General features: G+C 60.4%; 18 protein-coding genes. 3 read left to right on the top strand and 15 right to left on the bottom strand.

Annotated elements, in window-relative coordinates; all coding sequences use genetic code 11:
- Window positions 1-68 precede the first annotated feature (68 nt).
- The 12 genes from ACWTV3_RS00735 to ACWTV3_RS00680 all read right to left on the bottom strand — a co-directional run bounded on the left by ACWTV3_RS00735 (window position 69) and on the right by ACWTV3_RS00680 (window position 13572).
- Window positions 69-1139, bottom strand: a complete 1071-nt coding sequence (locus ACWTV3_RS00735) for an FtsQ-type POTRA domain-containing protein (protein ID WP_498476403.1) — start codon at window positions 1137-1139, stop codon at window positions 69-71.
- Window positions 1126-2574 carry a UDP-N-acetylmuramate--L-alanine ligase gene (gene murC, locus ACWTV3_RS00730; protein WP_498476402.1) on the bottom strand — a complete coding sequence of 483 codons (1449 nt, stop codon included), beginning with the start codon at window positions 2572-2574 and terminating at the stop codon, window positions 1126-1128. Before murC ends, ACWTV3_RS00735 begins: the two co-directional genes overlap by 14 nt.
- Window positions 2571-3665 (bottom strand): UDP-N-acetylglucosamine--N-acetylmuramyl-(pentapeptide) pyrophosphoryl-undecaprenol N-acetylglucosamine transferase, encoded by a 1095-nt coding sequence (locus ACWTV3_RS00725; RefSeq protein ID WP_498476401.1) that lies wholly within the window; start codon window positions 3663-3665, stop codon window positions 2571-2573. Before ACWTV3_RS00725 ends, murC begins: the two co-directional genes overlap by 4 nt.
- Entirely contained in the window at window positions 3662-4930 is a 1269-nt protein-coding gene (gene ftsW, locus ACWTV3_RS00720) for a putative lipid II flippase FtsW (protein ID WP_498476400.1), read from the bottom strand. Before ftsW ends, ACWTV3_RS00725 begins: the two co-directional genes overlap by 4 nt.
- A gap of 82 nt (window positions 4931-5012) precedes the next feature.
- Entirely contained in the window at window positions 5013-6539 is a 1527-nt protein-coding gene (murD, locus tag ACWTV3_RS00715; RefSeq protein ID WP_498476398.1) for a UDP-N-acetylmuramoyl-L-alanine--D-glutamate ligase, read from the bottom strand.
- A 2-nt stretch (window positions 6540-6541) separates the two neighbouring features.
- Window positions 6542-7639, bottom strand: a complete 1098-nt coding sequence (gene mraY / locus ACWTV3_RS00710) for a phospho-N-acetylmuramoyl-pentapeptide-transferase (protein WP_498476397.1) — start codon at window positions 7637-7639, stop codon at window positions 6542-6544.
- Window positions 7636-9039, bottom strand: a complete 1404-nt coding sequence (locus ACWTV3_RS00705) for a UDP-N-acetylmuramoyl-tripeptide--D-alanyl-D-alanine ligase (RefSeq protein ID WP_498476396.1) — start codon at window positions 9037-9039, stop codon at window positions 7636-7638. Before ACWTV3_RS00705 ends, mraY begins: the two co-directional genes overlap by 4 nt.
- A gap of 35 nt (window positions 9040-9074) precedes the next feature.
- Window positions 9075-10808, bottom strand: coding sequence for a peptidoglycan D,D-transpeptidase FtsI family protein (locus tag ACWTV3_RS00700; RefSeq protein WP_498476395.1), 1734 nt, complete (start codon window positions 10806-10808; stop codon window positions 9075-9077).
- Between the two features lie 28 nt (window positions 10809-10836).
- Window positions 10837-11460, bottom strand: a complete 624-nt coding sequence (gene ftsL, locus ACWTV3_RS00695) for a cell division protein FtsL (protein ID WP_498476394.1) — start codon at window positions 11458-11460, stop codon at window positions 10837-10839.
- Window positions 11457-12410 (bottom strand): 16S rRNA (cytosine(1402)-N(4))-methyltransferase RsmH, encoded by a 954-nt coding sequence (gene rsmH / locus ACWTV3_RS00690; protein ID WP_100389093.1) that lies wholly within the window; start codon window positions 12408-12410, stop codon window positions 11457-11459. Before rsmH ends, ftsL begins: the two co-directional genes overlap by 4 nt.
- 99 nt (window positions 12411-12509) lie before the next feature.
- Window positions 12510-12941: a division/cell wall cluster transcriptional repressor MraZ gene (gene mraZ / locus ACWTV3_RS00685; RefSeq protein ID WP_129071303.1), complete on the bottom strand. Its 432-nt coding sequence runs from the start codon at window positions 12939-12941 to the stop codon at window positions 12510-12512.
- Between the two features lie 247 nt (window positions 12942-13188).
- On the bottom strand, window positions 13189-13572 hold the full coding sequence (locus ACWTV3_RS00680; protein ID WP_498476393.1) for an SCO2097 family morphological protein: 384 nt from the start codon (window positions 13570-13572) through the stop codon (window positions 13189-13191).
- A gap of 73 nt (window positions 13573-13645) precedes the next feature.
- On the opposite strand from ACWTV3_RS00680, the gene ACWTV3_RS00675 reads away from it, so the two are divergent.
- Window positions 13646-14764 carry a polyprenyl synthetase family protein gene (locus ACWTV3_RS00675; protein ID WP_498476392.1) on the top strand — a complete coding sequence of 373 codons (1119 nt, stop codon included), beginning with the start codon at window positions 13646-13648 and terminating at the stop codon, window positions 14762-14764.
- Between the two features lie 123 nt (window positions 14765-14887).
- Here the strand turns inward: ACWTV3_RS00675 and ACWTV3_RS00670 are convergent, their stop codons facing one another.
- Window positions 14888-15229 carry an Rv2175c family DNA-binding protein gene (locus ACWTV3_RS00670; protein WP_498476391.1) on the bottom strand — a complete coding sequence of 114 codons (342 nt, stop codon included), beginning with the start codon at window positions 15227-15229 and terminating at the stop codon, window positions 14888-14890.
- 203 nt (window positions 15230-15432) lie between these two features.
- Between ACWTV3_RS00670 and ACWTV3_RS00665 the strand changes: the two genes are divergently transcribed.
- A complete protein-coding gene (locus tag ACWTV3_RS00665) occupies window positions 15433-16899 on the top strand; it encodes a LysM peptidoglycan-binding domain-containing protein (protein WP_498476390.1) in 1467 nt (488 codons plus the stop codon).
- Window positions 16900-16957: 58 nt separating this feature from the next.
- Window positions 16958-18931 carry a Stk1 family PASTA domain-containing Ser/Thr kinase gene (pknB, locus tag ACWTV3_RS00660; RefSeq protein ID WP_498476389.1) on the top strand — a complete coding sequence of 658 codons (1974 nt, stop codon included), beginning with the start codon at window positions 16958-16960 and terminating at the stop codon, window positions 18929-18931.
- Between the two features lie 195 nt (window positions 18932-19126).
- Here the strand turns inward: pknB and ACWTV3_RS00655 are convergent, their stop codons facing one another.
- Both ACWTV3_RS00655 and ACWTV3_RS00650 read right to left on the bottom strand, forming a co-directional pair.
- Window positions 19127-20497: a class II 3-deoxy-7-phosphoheptulonate synthase gene (locus ACWTV3_RS00655; protein ID WP_498476388.1), complete on the bottom strand. Its 1371-nt coding sequence runs from the start codon at window positions 20495-20497 to the stop codon at window positions 19127-19129.
- A gap of 139 nt (window positions 20498-20636) precedes the next feature.
- Window positions 20637-21323 carry a lysophospholipid acyltransferase family protein gene (locus ACWTV3_RS00650; RefSeq protein ID WP_100389101.1) on the bottom strand — a complete coding sequence of 229 codons (687 nt, stop codon included), beginning with the start codon at window positions 21321-21323 and terminating at the stop codon, window positions 20637-20639.
- Window positions 21324-21418: the final 95 nt, after the last annotated feature.

Here is a 21418-nt window from a genome sequence, read left to right as displayed (position 1 = left end):
CCGTGAACCGCGTGTCGGAAAGTGTTCAGCCAAATCGGGGCGCAGCGCACCTCACCGAAGGCGCGGCGCTAGCTAGGACGGAAAATTCCGTTGCTGGGAGCCGAGACATCGAACTCGCCAGCCTCGGCCGGATCCCGCTGAGCAATGAGAGCTTCGAGCAGCGCAGCCTTGCGTGCTGAGTCGCTAGCGCTACCCCAGACCACGCGCTGGCCCACACCCGAAAGCACGAACGACACGTCGTCTTTTGTGGACGCTGACACACTATCTACCCGGGCACGGAGATCAGAGGGCAGTGCGAGCAACACCTCCGTAACCGCGGCAAAAGCAGCGCTTGACGTATCTGCTCCCCCAATATCGATGAGCGGCACGCCAGCGATACGTTCAGCCGACTCTTGAATTGTGATCCCGGCAGGGTCGACGAGCGTGAAGACGCCATCAATCTTGACCGAACCGATCGGCTCACGTTCGACGATGTGAACCAGAAGAGTATCCGGGGGCACGATTTCGGTAACGTAGCTGCGAATCAGAGGGAATACCGATAGCTCAGTATTGATGGCGTCAAAGTCGAGCAGCGCGAGTGGCGTGCCCGCTTGAGTCTCGACCGCTGCTTGGACCTCAGCAGAATCAATACGGTTCGTTCCGTCGACGATCACGGTGCGCAGAGCCAAAATGGGCGAAAAAACTGCGACCGCGATGAGCCCGAGGAGAACAGCGACAAGAGCGGCAATTGAGAGCAGCGTGTATTTGCGAGTGCGAGCTCGACGGGTGAATCGCCGCAACTCAGCCTTCTCTGCCCGCCGTCGATCGCGCGCGGCACGACGAAGCTGCCGCTTGGCCGCGACATCCGGACTCGGTTCAGCGCGGCTAAGCCGAAAACGGCTGCGCTCTCGTGGAGTGCGCGGTGCTTTTTTCGCGACGGTCGGAGCATTCGCCTCGCGCGCGGCATCCGGCGCCGGAGCGCGCGTGGCGGCCGGAGAGCTGACCTTCGGCGCACGCGAGGCTCGCGGTTTTTTCAACGGAGCCGCGCTGTCAGCAGGTCCGCTTGCGCCAGCATCAGCGGCACTACGCTTGCGACGCGGCTTTGCCGATGCGGGGTCGGGCTGTTGCGCAGCCTTATCGAATCCTTCAGGCCTCTTCACTCGGCACCTGATCTGCCCCGGGCGCGGTGTGTCCCGCGCCGCCGGAACGGCGATCGATTGCTGCGATGAGCTGCGGAATGATGCGATAGACGTCGCCACAGCTCAACGTCATCACGATGTCTCCCTCGCGAGCGACCTCGGCAACGCGCTGCGCGGCCAATTCCCAATCCGGAACAAAATCAACCCGCGACGAGTCAACAAAGCGCGATGAGACGAGCTCACCGGTAACTCCCGGGATCGGGTCTTCGCGGGCGCCGAAAACATCGAGCACTACCGTGTGATCGGCAAGTCGCTCGTACACTTCGGCAAACTCGGATGCCATATCGCGCGTGCGACTGAACAAGTGCGGTTGGTGAACGGCGATCAACCGCCCCTCGCCGACAACACTGCGAGCCCCACTCAGCGCGGCCTCCACCTCGGTGGGGTGGTGGGCGTAGTCGTCGTACACGCTGACGCCATCGACCACCGCGTGCAGCTCAAAGCGGCGCTGGGTGCCCGCGAACGTGGAAACCGCATCGATAGCAGCGCCCAGCTCGTGGCCAAGACCGATGAGCACGGCGATGGCGCCCGTGGCGTTTATGGCGTTGTGGCGGCCAGGGACGGCGAGTTGAACTCGCTCTTCGCGACCGTCGACAACGATCGTGAATGCCACCGGCCCTTGAGACGTAATCGAGTGAATGCGAACCGTGGCATCCGCGGCTTCACCGAACGTGACGACGTTGCGGTGTTCAAGACGCTGAGTTACACGCACCGCACCGGCGTCATCGCTCGACACCACAACCGCTTCGGTCGCCTTGGCAGCAAACTCGACGAATGCGTCATCAAAAGCGTCATGCGAGCCATAGTGATCAAGATGATCGGCGTCCACATTCGTAATGAGGGCGATCGCTGTGGAGTACAGCAAGAACGAGCCATCGGACTCGTCAGCTTCTACAACAAAAATGTCATCGGTGCCTGAGCCCGAGCTCGTGCCCAATCCCTGAATAATGCCGCCGTTGACGAAACTCGGCGATGCGCCGAGTTCACGGAGCGCGGTGATAATCATTCCCGTGGACGTTGTCTTGCCGTGTGCCCCCGCAACAGCAATCAGACGATCGCTACCGACAAGCCACGCTAGCGCCTGGGAACGGTGCAGCACCGGGACGCCGCGCTCAACTGCAGCAACGTACTCGGGGTTATCCGGCCAGAGCGCACCCGTGTAGACGAGAGCCTCAGCATCGCCGAGGTTCGCTGCATCGTGCCCGATAGCAATCGTGGCGCCGGCCGCACGCAGAGACTCGACGTTAGCGTTCGCTGCGCGGTCTGAGCCTGTCACCGTGATTCCGGCATCCAAGAACATGCGGGCGATGCCGCTCATTCCTGAGCCACCCACCCCGACAAAGTGCGCCGAGCGCAAGGGTCCGGGCAGCGGCATAGACAAATCGGGGAAGATCATGATGTCAATGGTAGATCGCGCGAGAGGGCCAAATCGACGAGCTCGAGCATCCGGTCGGTTCCGTCAAGGGAACCCACTGTGGATGCGCGGGCTGCCATGTCAGCAATGAGTGCCCGTTTGCGCAGCATGGGCACGAGCTCGGAGCTCACCCACTGGGGAACAAACTGGCTGTCCGCTACGAGAATCGCGGCGCCCGCATCCACGGCGGTGCGAGCGTTGTACTTCTGCTCGCCATTGCCGACGGGGTAAGGAACATAAATCGCCGGGATGCCCAGGCCAGTGAGTTCCGCCACCGTCGAGGTTCCTGCGCGTGCGATTGCCAGATCCGCAGCCGCGAGAGCCAGTTCCATCCGGTCGCAATATTTGACGACAACATACCCGGGGAGTTGAGGGTCCTCCACGGCATCGCGGTACTCCCCCGTGATGTGGAGCACTTGCCAGCCGGCGCCGAGAATGCGGGTTATTGACGCCGCAATCGTGTCATTGATGCGCTTGGCACCGGACGATCCGCCCGTCACGAGCAGCGTCGGCTTCTGGGGGTCGAGACCGAAGAACGGATCAGCGTCGGTGCGGGCAGCGAAGCGATCAAGCGTCTCTATTTCAGCCCGCAATGGCATTCCTACGACCACGCCACCACGGATGGGCGTGCGGTCGAAAGCGGTACCAACGAACGGAGTGAAAAACGATCCCAGGCGGTTGGCGATGCCCGGACGGCTATTTGCCTCGTGAATAACGAGCGGAATCTTCGCCTTGCGCGCCCCCAGATAGGCGGGTGCGGCGACGTACCCGCCGAAGCCAACGACAACATCCACCTGGCGTTCGGCAATGATCTCGACCACTTCGTCGATCGTTGCGCGAAGGAGAGCAGGAAACTTCAGCGCGGCACGGTTGGGACGACGGGGGAACGGGAGCTTCGCAATCGTGAGCAGTTCGAAACCGCGCTCGGGCACCAAACGTGCCTCAAGCCCCTCTTCGGTGCCCAAGACCAACACTTTAGCTTCGGGCTCCCGCGCACGAATGCGTTCGGCGACAGCCAGCAAGGGATTGACGTGGCCGGCTGTGCCGCCACCCGCCAGTAAATATGTGGTCATCGACGTCCTCGAGCTCGATTTGCGGCCAACATGCGTGAACGATCCGCCGGCGACTGCACAGGAGCTTCCTGCACCGCGGCAGTCCCCTTGCCTGCAGCTTTCGGCTGGCCAGAGGTTGCGGCCGGACGTGGCGTCGAAGCGCCCGGCTTATTGCCAGCGCGGGCGAAAGAGAGCACGACACCGATGGCGAGCAGCGTGGCGATGAGCGCCGATCCGCCCGTCGATATCAGCGGTAACGGAACTCCCAAAACGGGGAGAACTCCAAGGACTACAGCGATGTTGACGAACGCTTGACCAACGACCCACACCATTACACCGGCCGTCGTGATGCGCACAAAGCTGTCGTTGGTCGAGCGGATGATGCGCACGAACGCGACAGCAAGTGTGACGAAGAGGATGAGCACAACAACGGCGCCGATAAGGCCAAGTTCTTCACCGATAATGGCGAAAACATAGTCGCTGTCGGCGTGAGGCAGCCAACCTCGTTTGGCAACCGAGTTACCAAGCCCCAAGCCGAAGAGGCCACCGCCCGCAAGCGCCCAATAGGCATGTTCAATTTGCCAGCACGTATCTTGATAGTCCAGCTCGGTGCAGCCGTTGATCCAGACGTCGATTCGTGACGCACGAGAGCCACTGGTAGTGGCGAACATAATCGCTGCCAGCGCGAGGCTAACTACGCCTACAGCCAGATGACGCAGTCTCACTCCTGCGAAAAACAAGCACGCAAAAACGATGAGCAACATGATGGATGCTGTTCCCAAGTCGTTTCCGATCAGCACGAATCCGATCGCAGCGCCGGCGACCGGGCCGACCGGAAGTAAGACCTGTTTCCAATCAGTGAGTTGGTGCTGTTTTGCCGACAGCACCCACGCGACCCACACGATGACAGCGACCTTGACGAACTCCGATGGTTGCGCGCTGAAGGAACCGATCTGAATCCAGTTTTGGTTTCCGCCATAGCCCCAACCGATACCGGGCACGAAAACGAGCAGCTGCAGTACACCGCCGAGGATGAGCCCGGGAAGAGCCCAGCGTTTCCAAAATCGTACGGGGGCTCTCGAGGCGACAAGCATGAGAGGGATCCCGATGAGGGCGAACGCTGACTGACGCAAGAAGCTGCCAAAGAAGCCTTGATCGGCCGCGTAGGACTCAACCGATGACGACGACAGCACCATGACTAAGCCGAAGATGACCAAGAACAACGTTGTGCCAAGAAGCAGGAAAAAATCGCTCGACTGAGACGAAAAAATCTGCTTAACCGGCACGCGAGCGGCTACCGGCTTGTCAGCGTTACCACTGGATTGTGGCGATTTCGTGGCCGGAGCCTGCCGAGGCTGAGCTGCGGCGTTAGTCGACCGCGGGGGCCGTTGTGGTCGCTGAGGAGGCGCCATCGTCGTTTCCTCCTACTCGTTCGAGCACTGCTGCTGCGAACTTTTCTCCGCGATCCGAATAACTGCTGAACTGATCCATGGATGCCGCTGCCGGCGCCAATAAAACGGTGTCGCCTTCTGAAGCGATCCCGTGCGCCATTTCCACGGCGCGCGGCATCACGTGTTTAGTGTCAGTCGCGTCGACCTCGAAGACCGGAATCTGGGGCGCGTGTCGCTCGAATGCCGCCCGGATTGTCAGCCTGTCGTTACCAATCACGATTGCTGCTTTGAGCCGCGGCGCGTGCTTGGCCACGAGTGGCGCAACATCGACGCCCTTCAGCAGACCACCCAGAATCCACACCACGGGTTCTGCGGCAGACAGGGAAGCGCTGGCGGCGTGCGAGTTAGTCGCTTTGGAATCGTTGATCCACGTTACTCCCCCACTCACGAGCACAACCTGGTTACGGTGAGCATCGATCTCGAAACTCGCAACTCCAGCGCGCAGCGCTTCGATGCTCACTCCCGCCGCGCGCACGAGCGCACTAGCAGCCAGAATGTTAGCGACCATGTGAGGCGCAGCGAGATGACGTTGTTGTAATTCGTCGAGCGTGAAAAGTTCGAGCGCGGCGTTGTGACGGTCGTCCCCGAAAGCACGGTCAGCCAGAATGTCGCTCACGATTCCGAAATCACTGGGCCCTGGAGTATCGAGGCCAAAGCCAATTGCCCGGCATCCCTCGATGACATCGGCGTCCTCGACCATCGCCCGAGTCTCGAGGACTGCTCGGTTATAGACCGCCGCGACCTTCGTGTTGGCGTAGACGGTTGCCTTGGCGTGTGCGTAGGCGTCGCGTGAGCCGTGCCAGTCAAGGTGGTCGTCCGCAAAATTGAGGCACACGCTAGCCAGGGGCGAGATTGCACCGACGCCGTCGCGCGGCATCCCGTGCAGTTGGAAGCTCGAGAGTTCAACCACGAGAAAATCGAAACCATCGGGATAGCGGATCGCATCGAGAACGGGAATGCCAATGTTGCCGACGGCTCCTGCACGAAAACCTGCGGTTGTCAGGATGTGAGCGGTCAACTGCGCTGTGGTGGTCTTGCCGTTGGTTCCCGTGATCGCGATCCACTCGGCGGGAGTGCCCGTTTTGTCGCGCAAGCGCCACGCGAGTTCGATCTCGGTCCACAGGGCAACATTATTCTCGCGGCACCAGGTCAGCAGAGCGTGGTCGAGAGGGTAGCCCGGTGAAACGATGACGACATCGGGTGTGTGTGCTGCTAACGCAGCGACTTGAGCCTCTGCGGTGCCGCCGAGCGCAAGCGTGGCACCGATGACCTGAGCCATCTCGATGCGGTTCTCGGATGCCGCATCCGCGATCACCAGAACGTCAGCTTTCAGCTCGGTGAGGGTGTCTGCCGCGGAGAAGCCCGTTGCGCCCAGCCCGAATACAGCAACGCGGAGCTCGCTCCACGCTGCGTTCCAACTGGTGAATGAAGTGAGGTCACGCACAGCTACTGGTTAATCCATTCGAGATAGAAGGTGCCGACGCCGGCCGCAACGAAGAGCGCCGCGATGAGCCAGAAACGCACAACAACGGTGACTTCAGCCCAGCCTTTGAGTTCGAAGTGATGATGCAGCGGACTCATCAAGAAGATGCGTTTGCCGCGAGTGATCTTGAAGTAGGCCCGTTGCAGGATCACAGAGCCGGTGACGATGAGGAAGAGACCACCGATCAGAACGAGGAGAAGCTCGGTGCGGCTCATGATGGCGAGAGCAGCAAGAGCGCCGCCCAGGCCGAGCGAGCCGGTGTCGCCCATGAAGACCTGAGCCGGAGAAGTGTTCCACCAGAGGAAACCGATGAGCGCTCCGGCAATGGCGGCAGCGATGATCGCGAGGTCTAGCGGGTCACGCACTTCGTAGCACTTGTAGAGCACTTCGCGGTCGATGCTGGGGTTACTGCACGACTGGTTGTTCTGCCAGAACCCAATCACGATGTACGAGGAGATCGCGAAAATTGCCGACCCCGTCGCGAGACCGTCGAGCCCGTCAGCGACGTTAACGCCGTTCGAGGTGCTCACGATGATAAGCGTCACCCAAATGGCGAACAGGATGGCGCCGGCGACAACGCCGAACGTCGCAAGGTCAAGCCACGGGATGTCGCGGATGCCCGAAATCATCGACGACGCCGGCGTCAAGCCACCCGGGTCCGGAAAGTTCAAGGCAAGAGCGGCGAAACCTGCAGCCACGATGACCTGACCGGCCACTTTAGACCAGCCGCCCAATCCAAGGCTGCGCTGCTTGCGGGTCTTCATGAAGTCATCGATAAAGCCGATGAGGCCGAGGCCCACCATGAGGTAGATCACCAAAAGGCCCGACAGAGTGACCGGCTCGCTCGCGACCCAATGACCGACGAAGTAACCAATCGTCGCGCCCAAGATAAAGACGATTCCGCCCATCGTGGGCGTTCCACGTTTGGTGTGGTGACTCTCGGGGCCGTCGTCACGAATGAACTGGCCCCACTTCAAACGAACGAAGAGCCTGATGAACATTGGCGTGAGTAGGAGGGTAAAGACGAGAGAGAATCCCGCCGCAATGAGCAGGGCGATCATGCGGTCACCTCAGCAATCCGGTCACCGAGGTGCCGTAGGCCAGCAGAGTTCGACGATTTCACCAACACCACATCGCCCTCTCGCAGTTCTTCACGCAGCACAGCGTATGCCTCTTCGACACTATCGACGAGTACCGACTCTCCATCCCACGAACCTTCAAGACCCGCGGCGTTATGAATGTGACGGGCTGCGTGGCCCACCACGATCAGCTTCTGCACGTTCAATCGAACGATCAGGCGACCGATGCGGTCGTGCTCTTCGTTGGCGTAGTCGCCCAGTTCAGCGATCTCCCCGAGTACGGCGACAGAACGATTGTTCGGCCCGACGACCTGAACAAGGGTCTTAAGCGCAGCCGCCATCGAGTCGGGGCTCGCGTTGTAGGCGTCGTTGATGACAGTGATGCCCCCCGGAGCTTCCAGAAGCTCCATGCGCCAGCGCTCAGCGCGGTCGATCGACTCCAACGCCGCGACCGAATCTGTCGGAGAAACGCCCAAGGCGCGGGCCGCCGTGATCGCCGCCAGAGCGTTGGTGACGTGATGCTCGCCCAGGATGCGCAACTGGACCGGCATTACCGTGTCGTCAACGTGCAGGTCGAAAGCGGTGCCCTTCGCCGTCGCTTGGATGTCGTCTGCCCAGATCTCAGCAGAGGAGTCGAGCCCGAAGAACGCCACCTTCGCGTCCGTCTGCTGCGCCATAGCCTTGACGCGGCCGTCATCGCTGTTCAATACAGCTGTCGCGCTAGCAGGAAGGCTGGAGACCATCTCGGACTTGGCACGGGCCGTGGCCGCGGCATCCCCAAACTTGCCGATGTGAGCGAGGCCAACCATGAGAACAATGCCGACATCGGGCATTACTACCGATTGCAAACGAGCGATATCGCCAATGCCGTCGGCACCCATTTCGACGACCAAATAACGCGTGGAGTCGGCGACGCCCAACATCGTGATGGGAGCGCCCACATCGTTGTTGAATGAGCCCTGCGGTGCGACGGTTTCGCCGCTGCGCTCAAGAATCGTGCGCAGCATGTTCTTCGTCGTCGTCTTGCCGTTCGAACCGGTCACAGCAACTACCTGCAGGTCGCCCTTGCTCCGCACCGAAGCAACGACAAAACGCGCCAAAGCTTGAAGGGCGGCGACGCCGTTGCTCACGATGATCTGCGTCACGTCGAGCTCAAGAGGACGCTCAGCGATGACGAGAGCGGCACCGTTCTCGACAGCCTTAGCGGCAAAGAGGTGCCCGTCGGTCGTTTCGCCGCGAAGCGCAAAGAAAATGGACCCCGGAGTGTTCAGTCGCGAATCGGTCTGGACGGTGCTGGCTGGGAGTCGCCGCTGACCATCGCTACCGTCGCTCAGCTCTCCGCTGACGGCGGTGGCAATCTCGGCAAGACTCAGTTCGATCACGTGGGGTGCTCCAGGGTTGATAAACGCGGGGGAACTCACCAACGCAACGGCAGATCCGGCCCTGATGTGCTTGAGGGGGTAACACGGTAGGTGGTGAGCGTTTGGGCCATGATGTCGCGGAACGTCGAGGCGATGGCGCCGGAATATATGCTATCCGGGATCCCGGCAGTCGCGATCACAATGTACTCAGGGTCGTCTGCCGGGGCGAGGCCAGCATAAGAGATAACCACGCTACTACCGTAGGCACCGTTCTCAGCGACCTGCGCCGTTCCGCTCTTCACAGCGACGCGGTAGCCAGGAATCTCAAGATTCGGAGCTGACCCACTTGAGCTGTACACCATCTCCATCATCTGCAGCGTTTGTTCGGCAGCTGTCTCAGAGATGACTCGCGTGCCTTCGGTCGACGGCGTATCAGTGACGGTGCCGTCTGGCCACGTGCAACTCTCGACGAGAACCGGAGGCAGGCGGACTCCGTCGTTGCCGAGCGCCTGATAGGCACTCGCCATCTGAATGGATGTCGTGCTCAGACCTTGACCGAATTGAACGGCGTAGTTTGTGCGAGCGTCCCAATCGGCCGCGTCGTACAGGGTTCCACTCGATTCACCGTTGAAATCAATTCCGGTCTCCTCGCCGAGGCCGAACTGCTGCAGGTAATCATGACGAGTTGCCGCGTCAAGAAGGTCGGTGTACTGAGCGATGGCCGTGTTCGACGATTCAACGAGCGCCCCCGCCAGTGTCAGACGCTGATCTTCGTGGTAGAACGAATCACTAATGATGCCGCCACCGTTGGTGAGTTCAAGGGCATAGGGCGAAATAACCTGCGTGCTCTGGTTGGCGACTCCAGCATCGATAAGCGATGCCGCAGTCAACGCCTTGACCGTCGAGCCGGGCTCGTACGGAGTGCTGAACGCGCGCGAGCCCAAAGCTCCGATTTCAGCAAGATTAACGTCATTGGGGTCAACCGTCGGCCAATCGCTCACGGCGAGCAAGTGCGCATCGCTGACGCGCATGACAACACCGGTCGCCCAGGTCGCACCGAGAGATTCGGCAGTCTGCTCCATCCGCTGCTGCACGTAGAACTGGAGGTCACGATCGATTGACAACGCGAGGGTGCCACCGTCTTGGGGCTCGAGCGTTTCGATCGCGCTACCCGGAAGCGCGACGCCGTCCTCGCCGCGGGCGTAACTTGCTTCGACATCCGTACCGGCTAGGCACTGGTCTTCGGTGAGCTCCACTCCTGCCTGAGGCCCGTCAGTACCGATGAAGCCCACAAGATTCCCGGCGATCTCCCCGTTGGGGTAGCTCCGCTCCGGGTTCACTTCATAGTAAAGCCAAGAAATCCCTAAATCGGCCACGGTCTGATACTGCTCCAGGGTGATGCCCGTAGCGAGATATTCGAAGTCGGACTCCGGATTTTCTAGGATCATCGTGAGCATCTCGTTCGGGTCACCCCCGATGATTTCAGTGATCTTCTGCAGATCTTCCAAAACCACCACCGAGGCGTTTTCTCTGAGCAAGGTCACACGGGGTGAAATAACGATGTCGAACCGCTCGACGCTGTCGGCGAGCACGGCGCCATTCGTATCGACGATGTCACCACGTGTGCCATACGTCACACTTGTCAACGTTCGCTTCGTGTCGGCTTCGGCATTGAGTGCTTCGGCCTGCACGATCTGCAGATCGATCAAACGCACCATGAAAATGGCAGTTAGCACCGCAACCGTGAGGACAACAAACGACACTCGTGCGCGAGTAGAGCGCGGTTTCATCGGTCCTCCCTCCGAGGGGTCACCTCAATCATCGCGTGACAGGCGCAGGAATCGCGTTATTGGCGGGCTCTGGCGCGGCGGTCTCTGCTGCGGCTGCTGCCGTGCCCGACGTAGCAGCACCAGCGGTCGCAGCAGTTGCAGTCGCAGTCTTCGCTGCGGCTTCTGCAGCCGCAGCTGCTTCTGCACTCACCAAGGGAACTCCTGAGAGCAACGTGTTACCGACAAGGCCACAGCTTCCACCACAACCAGTGGGATCCGCGCTGCCCGGCAAACGGAAAACGGACCCGTCGGTGATATCAAGTGAGTACGGCGTCGCGTTAGGAACCATTCCGAAGCCTGCAGCTTGGGCGGCAAGGTTTTGCGAAGACGACTGCAAGGAAAGCGACTCGAGCAAGCTCTGCTCGGTGCGGATAAGAACCTTCTGTTCGTACTGCAAAGAGTCGATCTGGTAAGCACCCTGCGTGACGACGATACTCAGCAACAGCTGGGCGGCAAGGATCACGAAGAAACTGGCGACAGTGACAACGGCGTAGAGCATGCGCGGGCGTGCTTTGCGCTGAGCCTTTGTCGTGGTGACGATCTCGATGTGCGAGGGACGCCCCGACGGACGGTGCAGCGGTTGTGGCTGTGCATAAGCGAGGTTAGTGCTCATGAGGTGACTCGCATTCGTTCAATCGCTCGCAGTCGTACGGGCTTTGCTCTCGGGTTAAGGTCTTGCTCCTCTTGGCTGGCTTGTTCGGAGCCACGGACCAGGAGTTTGAGTTCTGCTTTGTGCTCGGGAAGCTCGACGGGCAATCCCGCCGGCGCCGTCGAGCGTGAGCGACGCTGCAATTCGCGCTTCACGATCCGGTCTTCTAGCGACTGATACGCCAGAACGACCATTCGACCGTTCAGGGCCAACGAATTGACCGCAGCCGGAATAGCGCGCTCCAGAACCGAAAGTTCTTGGTTGACCTCGATGCGGAGGGCTTGAAAAACTCGCTTAGCCGGGTGACCGGCACGCTGTGCAGCGGCAGGAGTAGCCGCGATGATCAACTCAACCAATTGGGCAGAAGTTGTCAGCGGCTGCTGTTCACGGAACTGAACGATCTTGCTCGCGAATCGAGGAGCGAGCTTCTCGTCGCCATACGCATAGAAGATGCGGCGCAATTCAAGTTCGCTGTAGGTCGCAAGGATGTGCTCGGCCGTTACCGGCGTCGAGGCATCCATTCGCATGTCTAGCGGAGCGTCTTGAGAATAAGAGAAGCCCCGCTCAACGCGATCGAGCTGGAGGGATGAGACGCCGAGGTCGAAGAAGATACCTTCGACTGACGCGATTCCCAATGAATCGAGTGCCTGCGGAATCTCGTCGTAGACAGCATGAACAAAGTGCGTGCGGCCAGCGAAAGGCTCAAGCCGGCGTCGAGCGATAGCAAGAGCATCCTCATCTCTGTCGACTCCCACGAGCGTGAGGTCGGGGAATCGCTGGAGGAATGCCTCCGCGTGACCGGCCATGCCGAGGGTTCCGTCAACGAGAACTGCTCCCGGAGCGTTCAGTGCCGGCGCGAGCAACTCAATCGAGCGCTCAAGGAGTACTGGGGTGTGGATGGTGTTGTCAGCCATGGCGTAGGGGCCTAGTTCTTGGATGCTGATCCCCATCCGACTCGACCTGATATCGGGGAAGAAAATCAGGGCGTTCGGCTGGGAGTCAGCGTCGAAGAGCTAAAAGAGTCCCGGAATCACCTCCTCGGTGGTGTTGACGAAATCGGCCTCAGTGGCCTCGTAGTAGTTGTTCCAGGCTTCGGTGTCCCAGATTTCAGCGCGGTTACCCGCACCGATCACCGTCAGGTCGCGCCCTAGCCCGGCATACTCACGCAGCCCAGCGGGGATCGTTACCCGGTGCTGCTTGTCGGGCGTCTCTTGGTTTGCTCCAGAAAGAAAGAGACGCAAAAAGTCGCGCCCCTGCTTGCTCGTGACAGGCGCCTTGCGAATCGCCTCGTGCATTACTTCGAACTCGCGCTGGCTAAAGACGTAGAGGCACCGTTCTTGGCCACGAGTGACCACGACACCGGAAGCGAGTTCCTCACGGAACTTCGCCGGCAGGATGATGCGGCCCTTGTCATCGAGCTTGGGGGCGTAGGTGCCTAGAAACACGGCGCCCTCCCCTCAATCTCCGGCCCGGATTCTGGTTGCCTCCACTTTACTCCACTTTCAACCACATATCTAAGGTTTTCGGCGAACTCGCGCAAAAGTTATCCACAGAGACCAGTAAACATAAGGGTTTCTGGGGTGGAGGAAAATGGAGCAAATTTCCAAAAATGGGAGGGCTCTACCCTGTTCAGGGCACAAAAAAAAGGACCAGCCCGAAGGCTGGTCCTTGAAAGTGGAGCGGGTGGGAGCGTTAGCCGCGACCGTCCTGGCGGCGATCCCAACGCTGGTTGATGGTGTCCATGAAGGACGAACCACGCTTCGGGGAACGCCCCGCTGAAGCCGGCGAGATATCCGGTTCGGGCTCGGCGGCACCCGAACGAGAAGGAGACACAAACAAGAGGACTCCGGCGAACATCACAACGAAACCGAGAACTCCGATAAGTGGCTGCTGAATGATTACGCCGGTAAGCAGCGCAATGATTCCAGCGACGCCCACCAAGACGCCAATAACCATCATTCGATAGTTGGGCTTGCCTTTGCGAGGACTGACTGCGCTGACGAAATCGGCGTCGTTTTGATAGAGGCTGCGCTCCATCTCATCGAGGGCCCGCTGCTCTTGCTCTGAAAGCGGCATTCCGTTCCCCTCTCTCTGGGATTTACGGCTAGGTCTCTATAGTACGCCCCGTTTCACTAGGTAGGCTAGACGAGTGCCTGAGAGTAACCAGTTAGTTGACCTTGTCCAGCTGAAGATCGATGAGTTTCTGAGCGAAAAGCGCAGCGAACTCGAAGCGATCGCCCCCGAGTTGACAGCCCTCACCGATGTGGGAGGCTCCCTTCTCGCCGGCGGCAAGCGCTTTCGTGCTCTCTTTTGCTACTGGGGATGGCAATCAATAGCGGGACTTGCATCGCCCCAAGACCCCTTTGCCGATGACACCAACAGTCAGGACCTCACCGGAGTACTGCTCTCCGCCTCAGCGCTGGAACTTTTTCATGCAGCCGCGCTCGTCCACGACGACATCATGGACCGCTCCGACACGCGCCGTGGCGCCCCTTCGGCCCACCGACGCTTTGAGGGCATGCACCACGACGGCGGCTGGAGCGGCAGCGCCGAAGCCTACGGCGAGGCCTCCGCGCTTTTGCTTGGCGACCTCCTGCTCGGCTGGAGCGACGAACTTCTCGGTCGGGGTATTGCCACCCTCCCCCGCCCGTCAGCTCTTGCGGCGCGCAAGGAGTTCATGACCATGCGCACGGAGGTGATGGCAGGCCAGTTCCTCGACATCCACGATGAAAGTGCCTGGGCTAGCTATCCCGAGTCCGAGGCCCTTGAACGCGCTCAACGGGTACTGATCTACAAATCGGCGAAGTACAGCGTTGAGGCGCCGCTGGTGCTCGGCGCAAGCCTAGGAGCCGGCAGCGACGAACAATTAGCATCGCTCCGAGACTTCGGCTTGCCGCTCGGAGTCGCATTCCAGCTGCGCGACGACGTTCTCGGAGTATTCGGAGATCCCGAAGTCACAGGCAAGCCGGCCGGCGACGACCTTCGCGAGGGCAAGCGCACGGCAATAATCGCAATCGCACGCCAAAAGCTCTCGGCCAGCGCGAACTCCATCCTCGACGAGCTTCTCGGCGACCCTGACATGAGCGACGAGCAAGTCAACATGATTCGCTCCACGCTCCAAGAATCCGGCGCGGTCGACCAAGTGGAGAGAGTTATCTCTCGCAACCTCGAGCGCGCATGTGAAGCGATTGAAACTGCGAACCTCGCTCCGACGGCTCGAGCACGACTTCTTGAGCTCGCCACTGCCGCCACTACACGTTCGTTCTAAGAACTGAGTCGTCCGCTTACTCGCGACAACGTGGGTGAGCGGACGCGATCGTCTTTCATCTCATCGAGCGAGACCGCTCAGCGGAATCGCGACTACCGCGTGAGACGCAACGAGAAAACGCGCTTAGAAGCCGAGAGCCTGAGCGACACGACGCACTTCAGCCTTACGCCCGGCGCGCAGTGCCTCCACCGGAGAAACTCCCAAGCTCGGCTCGCTCGAGAGCAGCCAATTCATCGCCTCGTCGGAGCTGAATCCCGCGTCAGACAAGACGACAATGGTTCCCTTGAGTTCACGCAACGGAGCGCCATTAACGATGAAGACATCGGGAACTTGCCAGACGCCATCAATTTTGCTGGCGAGCAGAGCGCCCTCTTCAATAAGGCGGCGCACTTGGCTCACCTTGAGCCCGAGGAGCTCGGTGAGGTCTGGAACAGTAAGCCAGTTGGTGGTGGGTGATTCATTCACACGTTAAGACTGCCACGTCATTGCCGGAAAAACTGACAGTTCGCATGGCATGCGCAGATATTCATTAGTGAACTTAGATAACACCAATCACATCAGTCACTCCTGCCACAATGGTTGACACTAGATCGCTTCTGTGACAACTTTGGAGCGGTGATCTCAGTGATCACATACACCTTCTCGGGGCCGGGAGCAGGAAGAACGACATGACACAATTCACCATGGATGACACAGACAGCGTCGCATCGAGCGTTTTCGCAGGGCTAGTTCCTGCGACATCCGCTCACCTTGACGACCGCGCACGCCGCACGGCGCAGCAGCGGGCTCGCGTTAATCGCAGCGTCATTAACACCGTTCCGGTACTGCTCGTGGGTTCGCTCGCCGCAGCAACCTTCAATTTGACCGGGCCTGTTGAGCCAGTCAACGCCAAGACGCCCGACGACCCCCGGCTGTCCGCCGAACGCGCCAACAAACCCACCACCATCACAGCAAGCACGGTCAGTGAAGCCTCGGTGGCCGTCATCGGACCGGCTCCCGCAAGCTACCGCGTGGCCGAAGGTGACACGGTCAGTGACATTGCCTCTCGGTACGGGCTCTCGACGGCATCCGTACTCGCTTTGAATGGGCTGAGCTGGTCGTCGATGATCTTCCCCGGCCAAGAACTCAAGCTCACAAAAGAAGCAGTGGAAACGCTGCCAAGCGTCAACCACGTCAAAACCACCAACGGGCAGTACACCATCGTTGCTGGCGACACCGTGAGCGGCATCGCCAATAAGTTCGGGGTATCCACCATCTCCGTGATGTCGGCAAACGGCTTGGGCTGGTCGAGCATTATCTACCCCGGCCAGACCATCATCATCCCCGGCAACCTGAGTTCGCCTACTCAGGAAACCGAGGAGTACGACTTCACCCTCGACGAAGACTACGCCGACGATTCAGTGTCGTCAGAGGCACCCTCCAGCGACGTCGTCGACGACGATGTCGCTGTCGAAGCCCCCGTCGGCGAAGTCGTCGAGTCCCCCGCCGCCGTAGTCGAACCAGAGCCGGCACCCGCTCCGGCGCCGGAGCCCGTTTCTGTTTCGGGAACTACGTACCTCGTCGTCTCTGGCGACACGATTTCAGCAATCGCTTCGCGCGTCGGAGTCTCGACTCAAGCGCTTCTCGACGCCAACGGTCTCACCGCTTCGAGCATGATCTATATTGGCGACAAGCTCACGATTCCATCGTCGAGCTCGGTTCCTGCTAGCAGCGGTGGCACTGTCACTTACTTGAATGCTGAAATGCGGGCGAACGCCGAAGTCATCATTCAGGTGGGCCGCGACCTGGGAGTCTCGGATTACGGCATTACGATCGCTCTCGCTACAGCGATGCAAGAGTCGAGCCTGCGCAACTTGAACTGGGGCGACCGCGACTCGGTCGGGCTCTTCCAACAGCGGCCAAGCTCCGGTTGGGGAACGGTCAGCCAACTCACCACACCCGAATACGCAGCACGCTTGTTCTACGGCGGACCGAGCAACCCGAACAAGGGCATCACGCGCGGATTGCTTGACATTTCGGGCTGGGAAAACATGACTCTGACCCGCGCCGCGCAGGCCGTGCAGATCTCCGGACACCCCGATGCGTACGCAAAGTGGGAAACATCCGCCCGTTCTTGGCTCCAACAGCTCGGCTAACCGGCAGAACAGCCGTGTCTAGCGGCACTCTCGAAGCTCAGAACTTTAGACTCTCAGAGTGAATGCGAACTCTACTGATCCGATGATCGGCCGTCTGCTCGACGGCCGCTATCAGATTCGTTCGCGGATCGCCCGTGGCGGCATGGCTACCGTCTACTTGGCAACCGACCTGCGCCTCGAGCGCAAGGTTGCCATCAAAGTGATGCACGGCCACCTTGCCGACGACAGTAAGTTCAAAGAACGCTTCGTTCAAGAAGCACGTTCCTCGGCTCGCCTCGCCCACCCCAACGTCGTCAACGTCTTCGACCAGGGTCAAGACAGCGACATGGCCTACCTCGTCATGGAATACCTGCCCGGCATCACGCTTCGTGACCTCCTACAAGAGCACCGCATTCTGACGACCGAGCAAACGCTCGACATCATGGAAGCCGTACTCGCAGGCCTTGCCGCGGCCCATAAAGCAGGAATCGTTCACCGCGACCTCAAGCCGGAAAACGTTCTCCTCGCCGATGACGGGCGCATCAAGATCGGTGACTTCGGCCTCGCCCGCGCGGCCAGCGCCAACACGGCTACTGGCGCAGCGCTTCTCGGCACAATTGCCTATCTCTCCCCCGAACTCGTCACGCGGGGTTTGGCTGACACCCGCAGCGATATCTACGCCGTCGGCATCATGATGTACGAGATGCTTGTCGGTGAGCAGCCTTTCAAGGGCGAGCAGCCCATGCAGATCGCTTATCAGCACGCCAATGAAGTGGTGCCCAGCCCCAGTGCAGCCAACCACCTCGTTCCTGCTGAGCTTGACGACCTTGTTCTCTGGGCAACTGCGCGGGAGCCGGATGACCGCCCCAAGGACGCGCGCGCCCTACTCGACCAGCTGTACCAAACGCACAGCTCGCTCATGACGGCGCTGCCGCCCACGGCATCCACTGCAGTGCAGCGCACGATGGTCTTACCGAGCGCTCCCGCTGCCGAGCCGCACAACTCCACGGCGGACACTCAAGTGTTCGGCGCCGAGCTTCAGCAAGTGGCGGCTCCCGCCCCCACTCAGGTTTCGGAGAACACCACGACACTCTCGACACGCGCCACCAAGCGCAAGTCGCGCGGCTGGTGGCTCGTCGTTGTGATCGTGCTGCTCGTCGGCGGTGCTGCCGGCGCAGGCTGGTACTTCGGCGCCGGCCCCGGCTCTCAAGTCACCATTCCCGAAAGCATCAAGAGCGCGACTCCCTCCGAAGCTCAAGCCATGCTCGAAGAGCTCGGACTCGTGGTCAGCGACGAGCTTGGCGAGACCTACGACCCCGTCGTAGCCGTTGATCTTGTCGCCAACGCCACTCCCGAAATCGGCACCGCCGTGCCAAACGGGTCGACCGTTCAACTACTGATCTCGCAAGGACCACGCCCGATTGCTGTCCCCGAGTTTCTCGGGATGACAGAGGAGGAAGCGCGCACCGCCATCAGCGAGGCGCCCTTCACTCTTGTGGAGCCGACCGTCAAACAGTTCGATGGAGATATCGCTGCCGGCCTCGTTGTCGACGTTCTCGGCGCTGACGGGGCTTCTATCGTGGGCGCCGAAACGTACGGTGAGCTTCAAGACGTCAGCCTCATTGTCTCAGCCGGCGCCCTCCCCGACGTGGGTTGTTCAACTGTCGATGAAGCGACCCAAATTCTGGCGGGAGTAGGGCTCAACGCCCAGCTCGGCATCGAGGTGTTCAGCGATTGCGCCGAAGGCAGCGTTGTGGCGATCGATTCGGAAAAGAACGCTGACGGAGTCGCTCGCACCTTCCGCGAAGGCGACACCGTCACGCTCATCACGTCCCGCGGTCCGGACCTCGTTCAGGTACCGGATGTGTCAGGCGAGACCATCAACGGCGCAATCTCGGAACTCGAATCTCTCGACTTTGTCGTCAACGTCGAAACTGATCTGCCCCAGGGGTTCTGGGGATCAGGCCTCGCCATCGTCTCCGGCACTGACCCGGCGGCAGGTGAAGCTATCAAACGCGGCTCAGAGGTCACGATTTACGGGCCTCAGATCTAACAGGGTTGCTCCCCGGCCCGACGATGCGCGAAGCTCCTTCGCTGCGGCGCCTTCGCGCTGTTCACGCGGTACTGTTCACCTCGTACTTGGGCTAACTCCTGCGAGACAGGCTGAACTCTATGTCGACTCGATACACAAAAACGCCCGCCACTCGCACACCTTTCAGTGCGTCGCGGTGACGGGCGTTTGTTGTTGTTAGAAAGCGCGGAGCTCTTCAGCTACCAAGAACGCAAGCTCGAGGGACTGCATGTGGTTGAGTCGCGGGTCGCAGAGCGACTCGTACCGTGTTGCGAGAGTCGCTTCGTCGATTTGCTCCGAGCCACCCAAGCACTCCGTGACGTCGTCGCCGGTGAGCTCGATGTGGATGCCGCCAGGGTAGGTTCCTGCAGCACGGTGCGCCTCGAAGAATCCCTTGACCTCATCGACAACGTCGTCGAAACGACGCGTCTTGTAGCCGGTGGGCGTGGTGAGACCATTGCCGTGCATCGGGTCGGTGACCCAGAGCGGCGTCGCATCCATGCTCTTGATGGCCTCGAGAAGGGGCGGGAGCGCGTCGCGAATCTTTCCAGCACCCATGCGGGTGATGAAGGTGAGTCGGCCGGGCTCGCGCTCGGGGTCGAGCTTGTCAATGAGCTGCTTCATTGTTTCGGGCGTCGTGGTCGGACCGAGCTTGACGCCGATCGGGTTACGCAGTCGCGAGAAGTAGTCGATGTGAGCGCCGTCAAGATCGCGGGTGCGCTCACCGATCCACAAGAAGTGGGCACTCGTGTTGTACGGGGTGCCGGTGCGCGAGTCGATGCGCGTCATGGGGCGCTCGTAGTCCATGAGTAAGCCTTCGTGGCTCGCGTAGAACTCAGTGCGCTTAAGCTCGTCGAAGTCGGCGCCTGCCGCCTCCATAAAGCGCACAGCCTTATCGATTTCCTTGGCGAGGCTTTCGTACTGGCGGTTCGCAGGGTTAGCAGCGAACCCCTTGTTCCACGAGTGAACCTGGCGCAGGTCAGCAAAGCCGCCCTGCGTGAAAGCGCGAATGAGGTTCAGCGTCGAGGCGGCCGTGTGGTAGCCCTCGACGAGACGGGCGGGATCGGCCGTGCGGGACTCGGGAGTGAAATCAAATCCGTTGACAATGTCGCCACGGTACGCGGGCAGCGTGACGTCGCCCCGCGTCTCTGAGTCGCTTGAGCGCGGCTTGGCGAACTGGCCAGCCATACGCCCCATCTTGACGATGGGCTTCGAAGCGCCATAAGTGAGCACGACAGCCATCTGCAAGATGGTCTTGACGCGGTCGCTGATCTGCTGAGCAGTCGCGCCAGCAAACGTCTCGGCACAGTCACCGCCCTGCAGCAAGAAGGCATCGCCCTGAGCAGCACGCGCGAGGCGTGTGCGGAGACGATCCACTTCGCCCGCGAAGACGAGAGGCGGCAGCGAGGCAATCTTGCTGGATGCTTCGCCAACGGCGTCGGCATCCGGCCACTGAGGCTGCTGCTTAATGGGGAGAGTGCGCCAGTTGTCTAGACCGGCAATCACGGCGGGATCAGCGAGCACGACTGGTTCTGACGGGTCGACCACGAGGAGTTTCCTTCATACATTTACTACGAGAATGACTGGGTTTGTGACCCACTAAGAGCCTACGGCACCGCACGGCGCTCAATGTCACCGTTACGAGGCTGTAAGGAGAGAGTTGCACGCCTTCTGGGCGGCGAAGAAGCTAGCGACGAGCTGCGCTGCGATCCTTGACGGAAGTGGCATACACATCGACGTACTCTTGCCCGCTAATGCGGTTGAGCTCGTACATGATCTCGTCGGTGATCGAGCGAAGGATAAACCGGTCGCCCTCCATGCCTTCAAAACGGCTGAAGTCGAGCGGTTCGCCAAAAACGATGCCGATGCGACCCATGCGAGGAATCTTGGTTCCGATAGGCATGACTTTTTCGGTGTCGATCATCGCTACCGGAACGACCGGCACGTGACCCTCAAGAATCATGCGCGCCACGCCCGTGCGGCCGCGATACATTTTGCCGTCGGGGCTACGGGTGCCCTCGGGATAGATACCGAGAACTTCTCCGCGAGCAAGAACAGCAAGCCCAGTGTTCAAGGAAGCCTCGGAGGCTTTGCCACCGGAGCGGTCGATCGGGAGCATGCCCGTGCCGTTGAAGAACGCACGCGAGAGGAAGCCCTTAATACCTTTGCCGGTGAAGTAGTCGCTCTTAGCAAGGAAGAAAATGCGGCGGTCCATCACGAGCGGCAGGAAGACCGAGTCAATGAAAGACAAGTGATTGCTGGCCAAGATCACTCCGCCTTTACGCGGAATATTCTCCAAACCGGATACCCACGGACGGAAGACGGTCTTCAAGATGGGACCGGCAACCAGATTCTTCATAAACCAATAGAACATGGCACCTCTTCTCCTCGTCGCGGGACTACCCACTCTACCGTCCGGCGCCACGCACCCCACAAACGGGTGCAAATATTCTCATGCGCCAATTCGCA

The sequence above is a fragment of the Salinibacterium sp. AL4.1 genome (assembly GCF_059767305.1).
The sequence above is the reverse complement of the archived record's forward strand: the minus strand, read 5'-3'. Positions and strand labels throughout refer to the sequence as shown.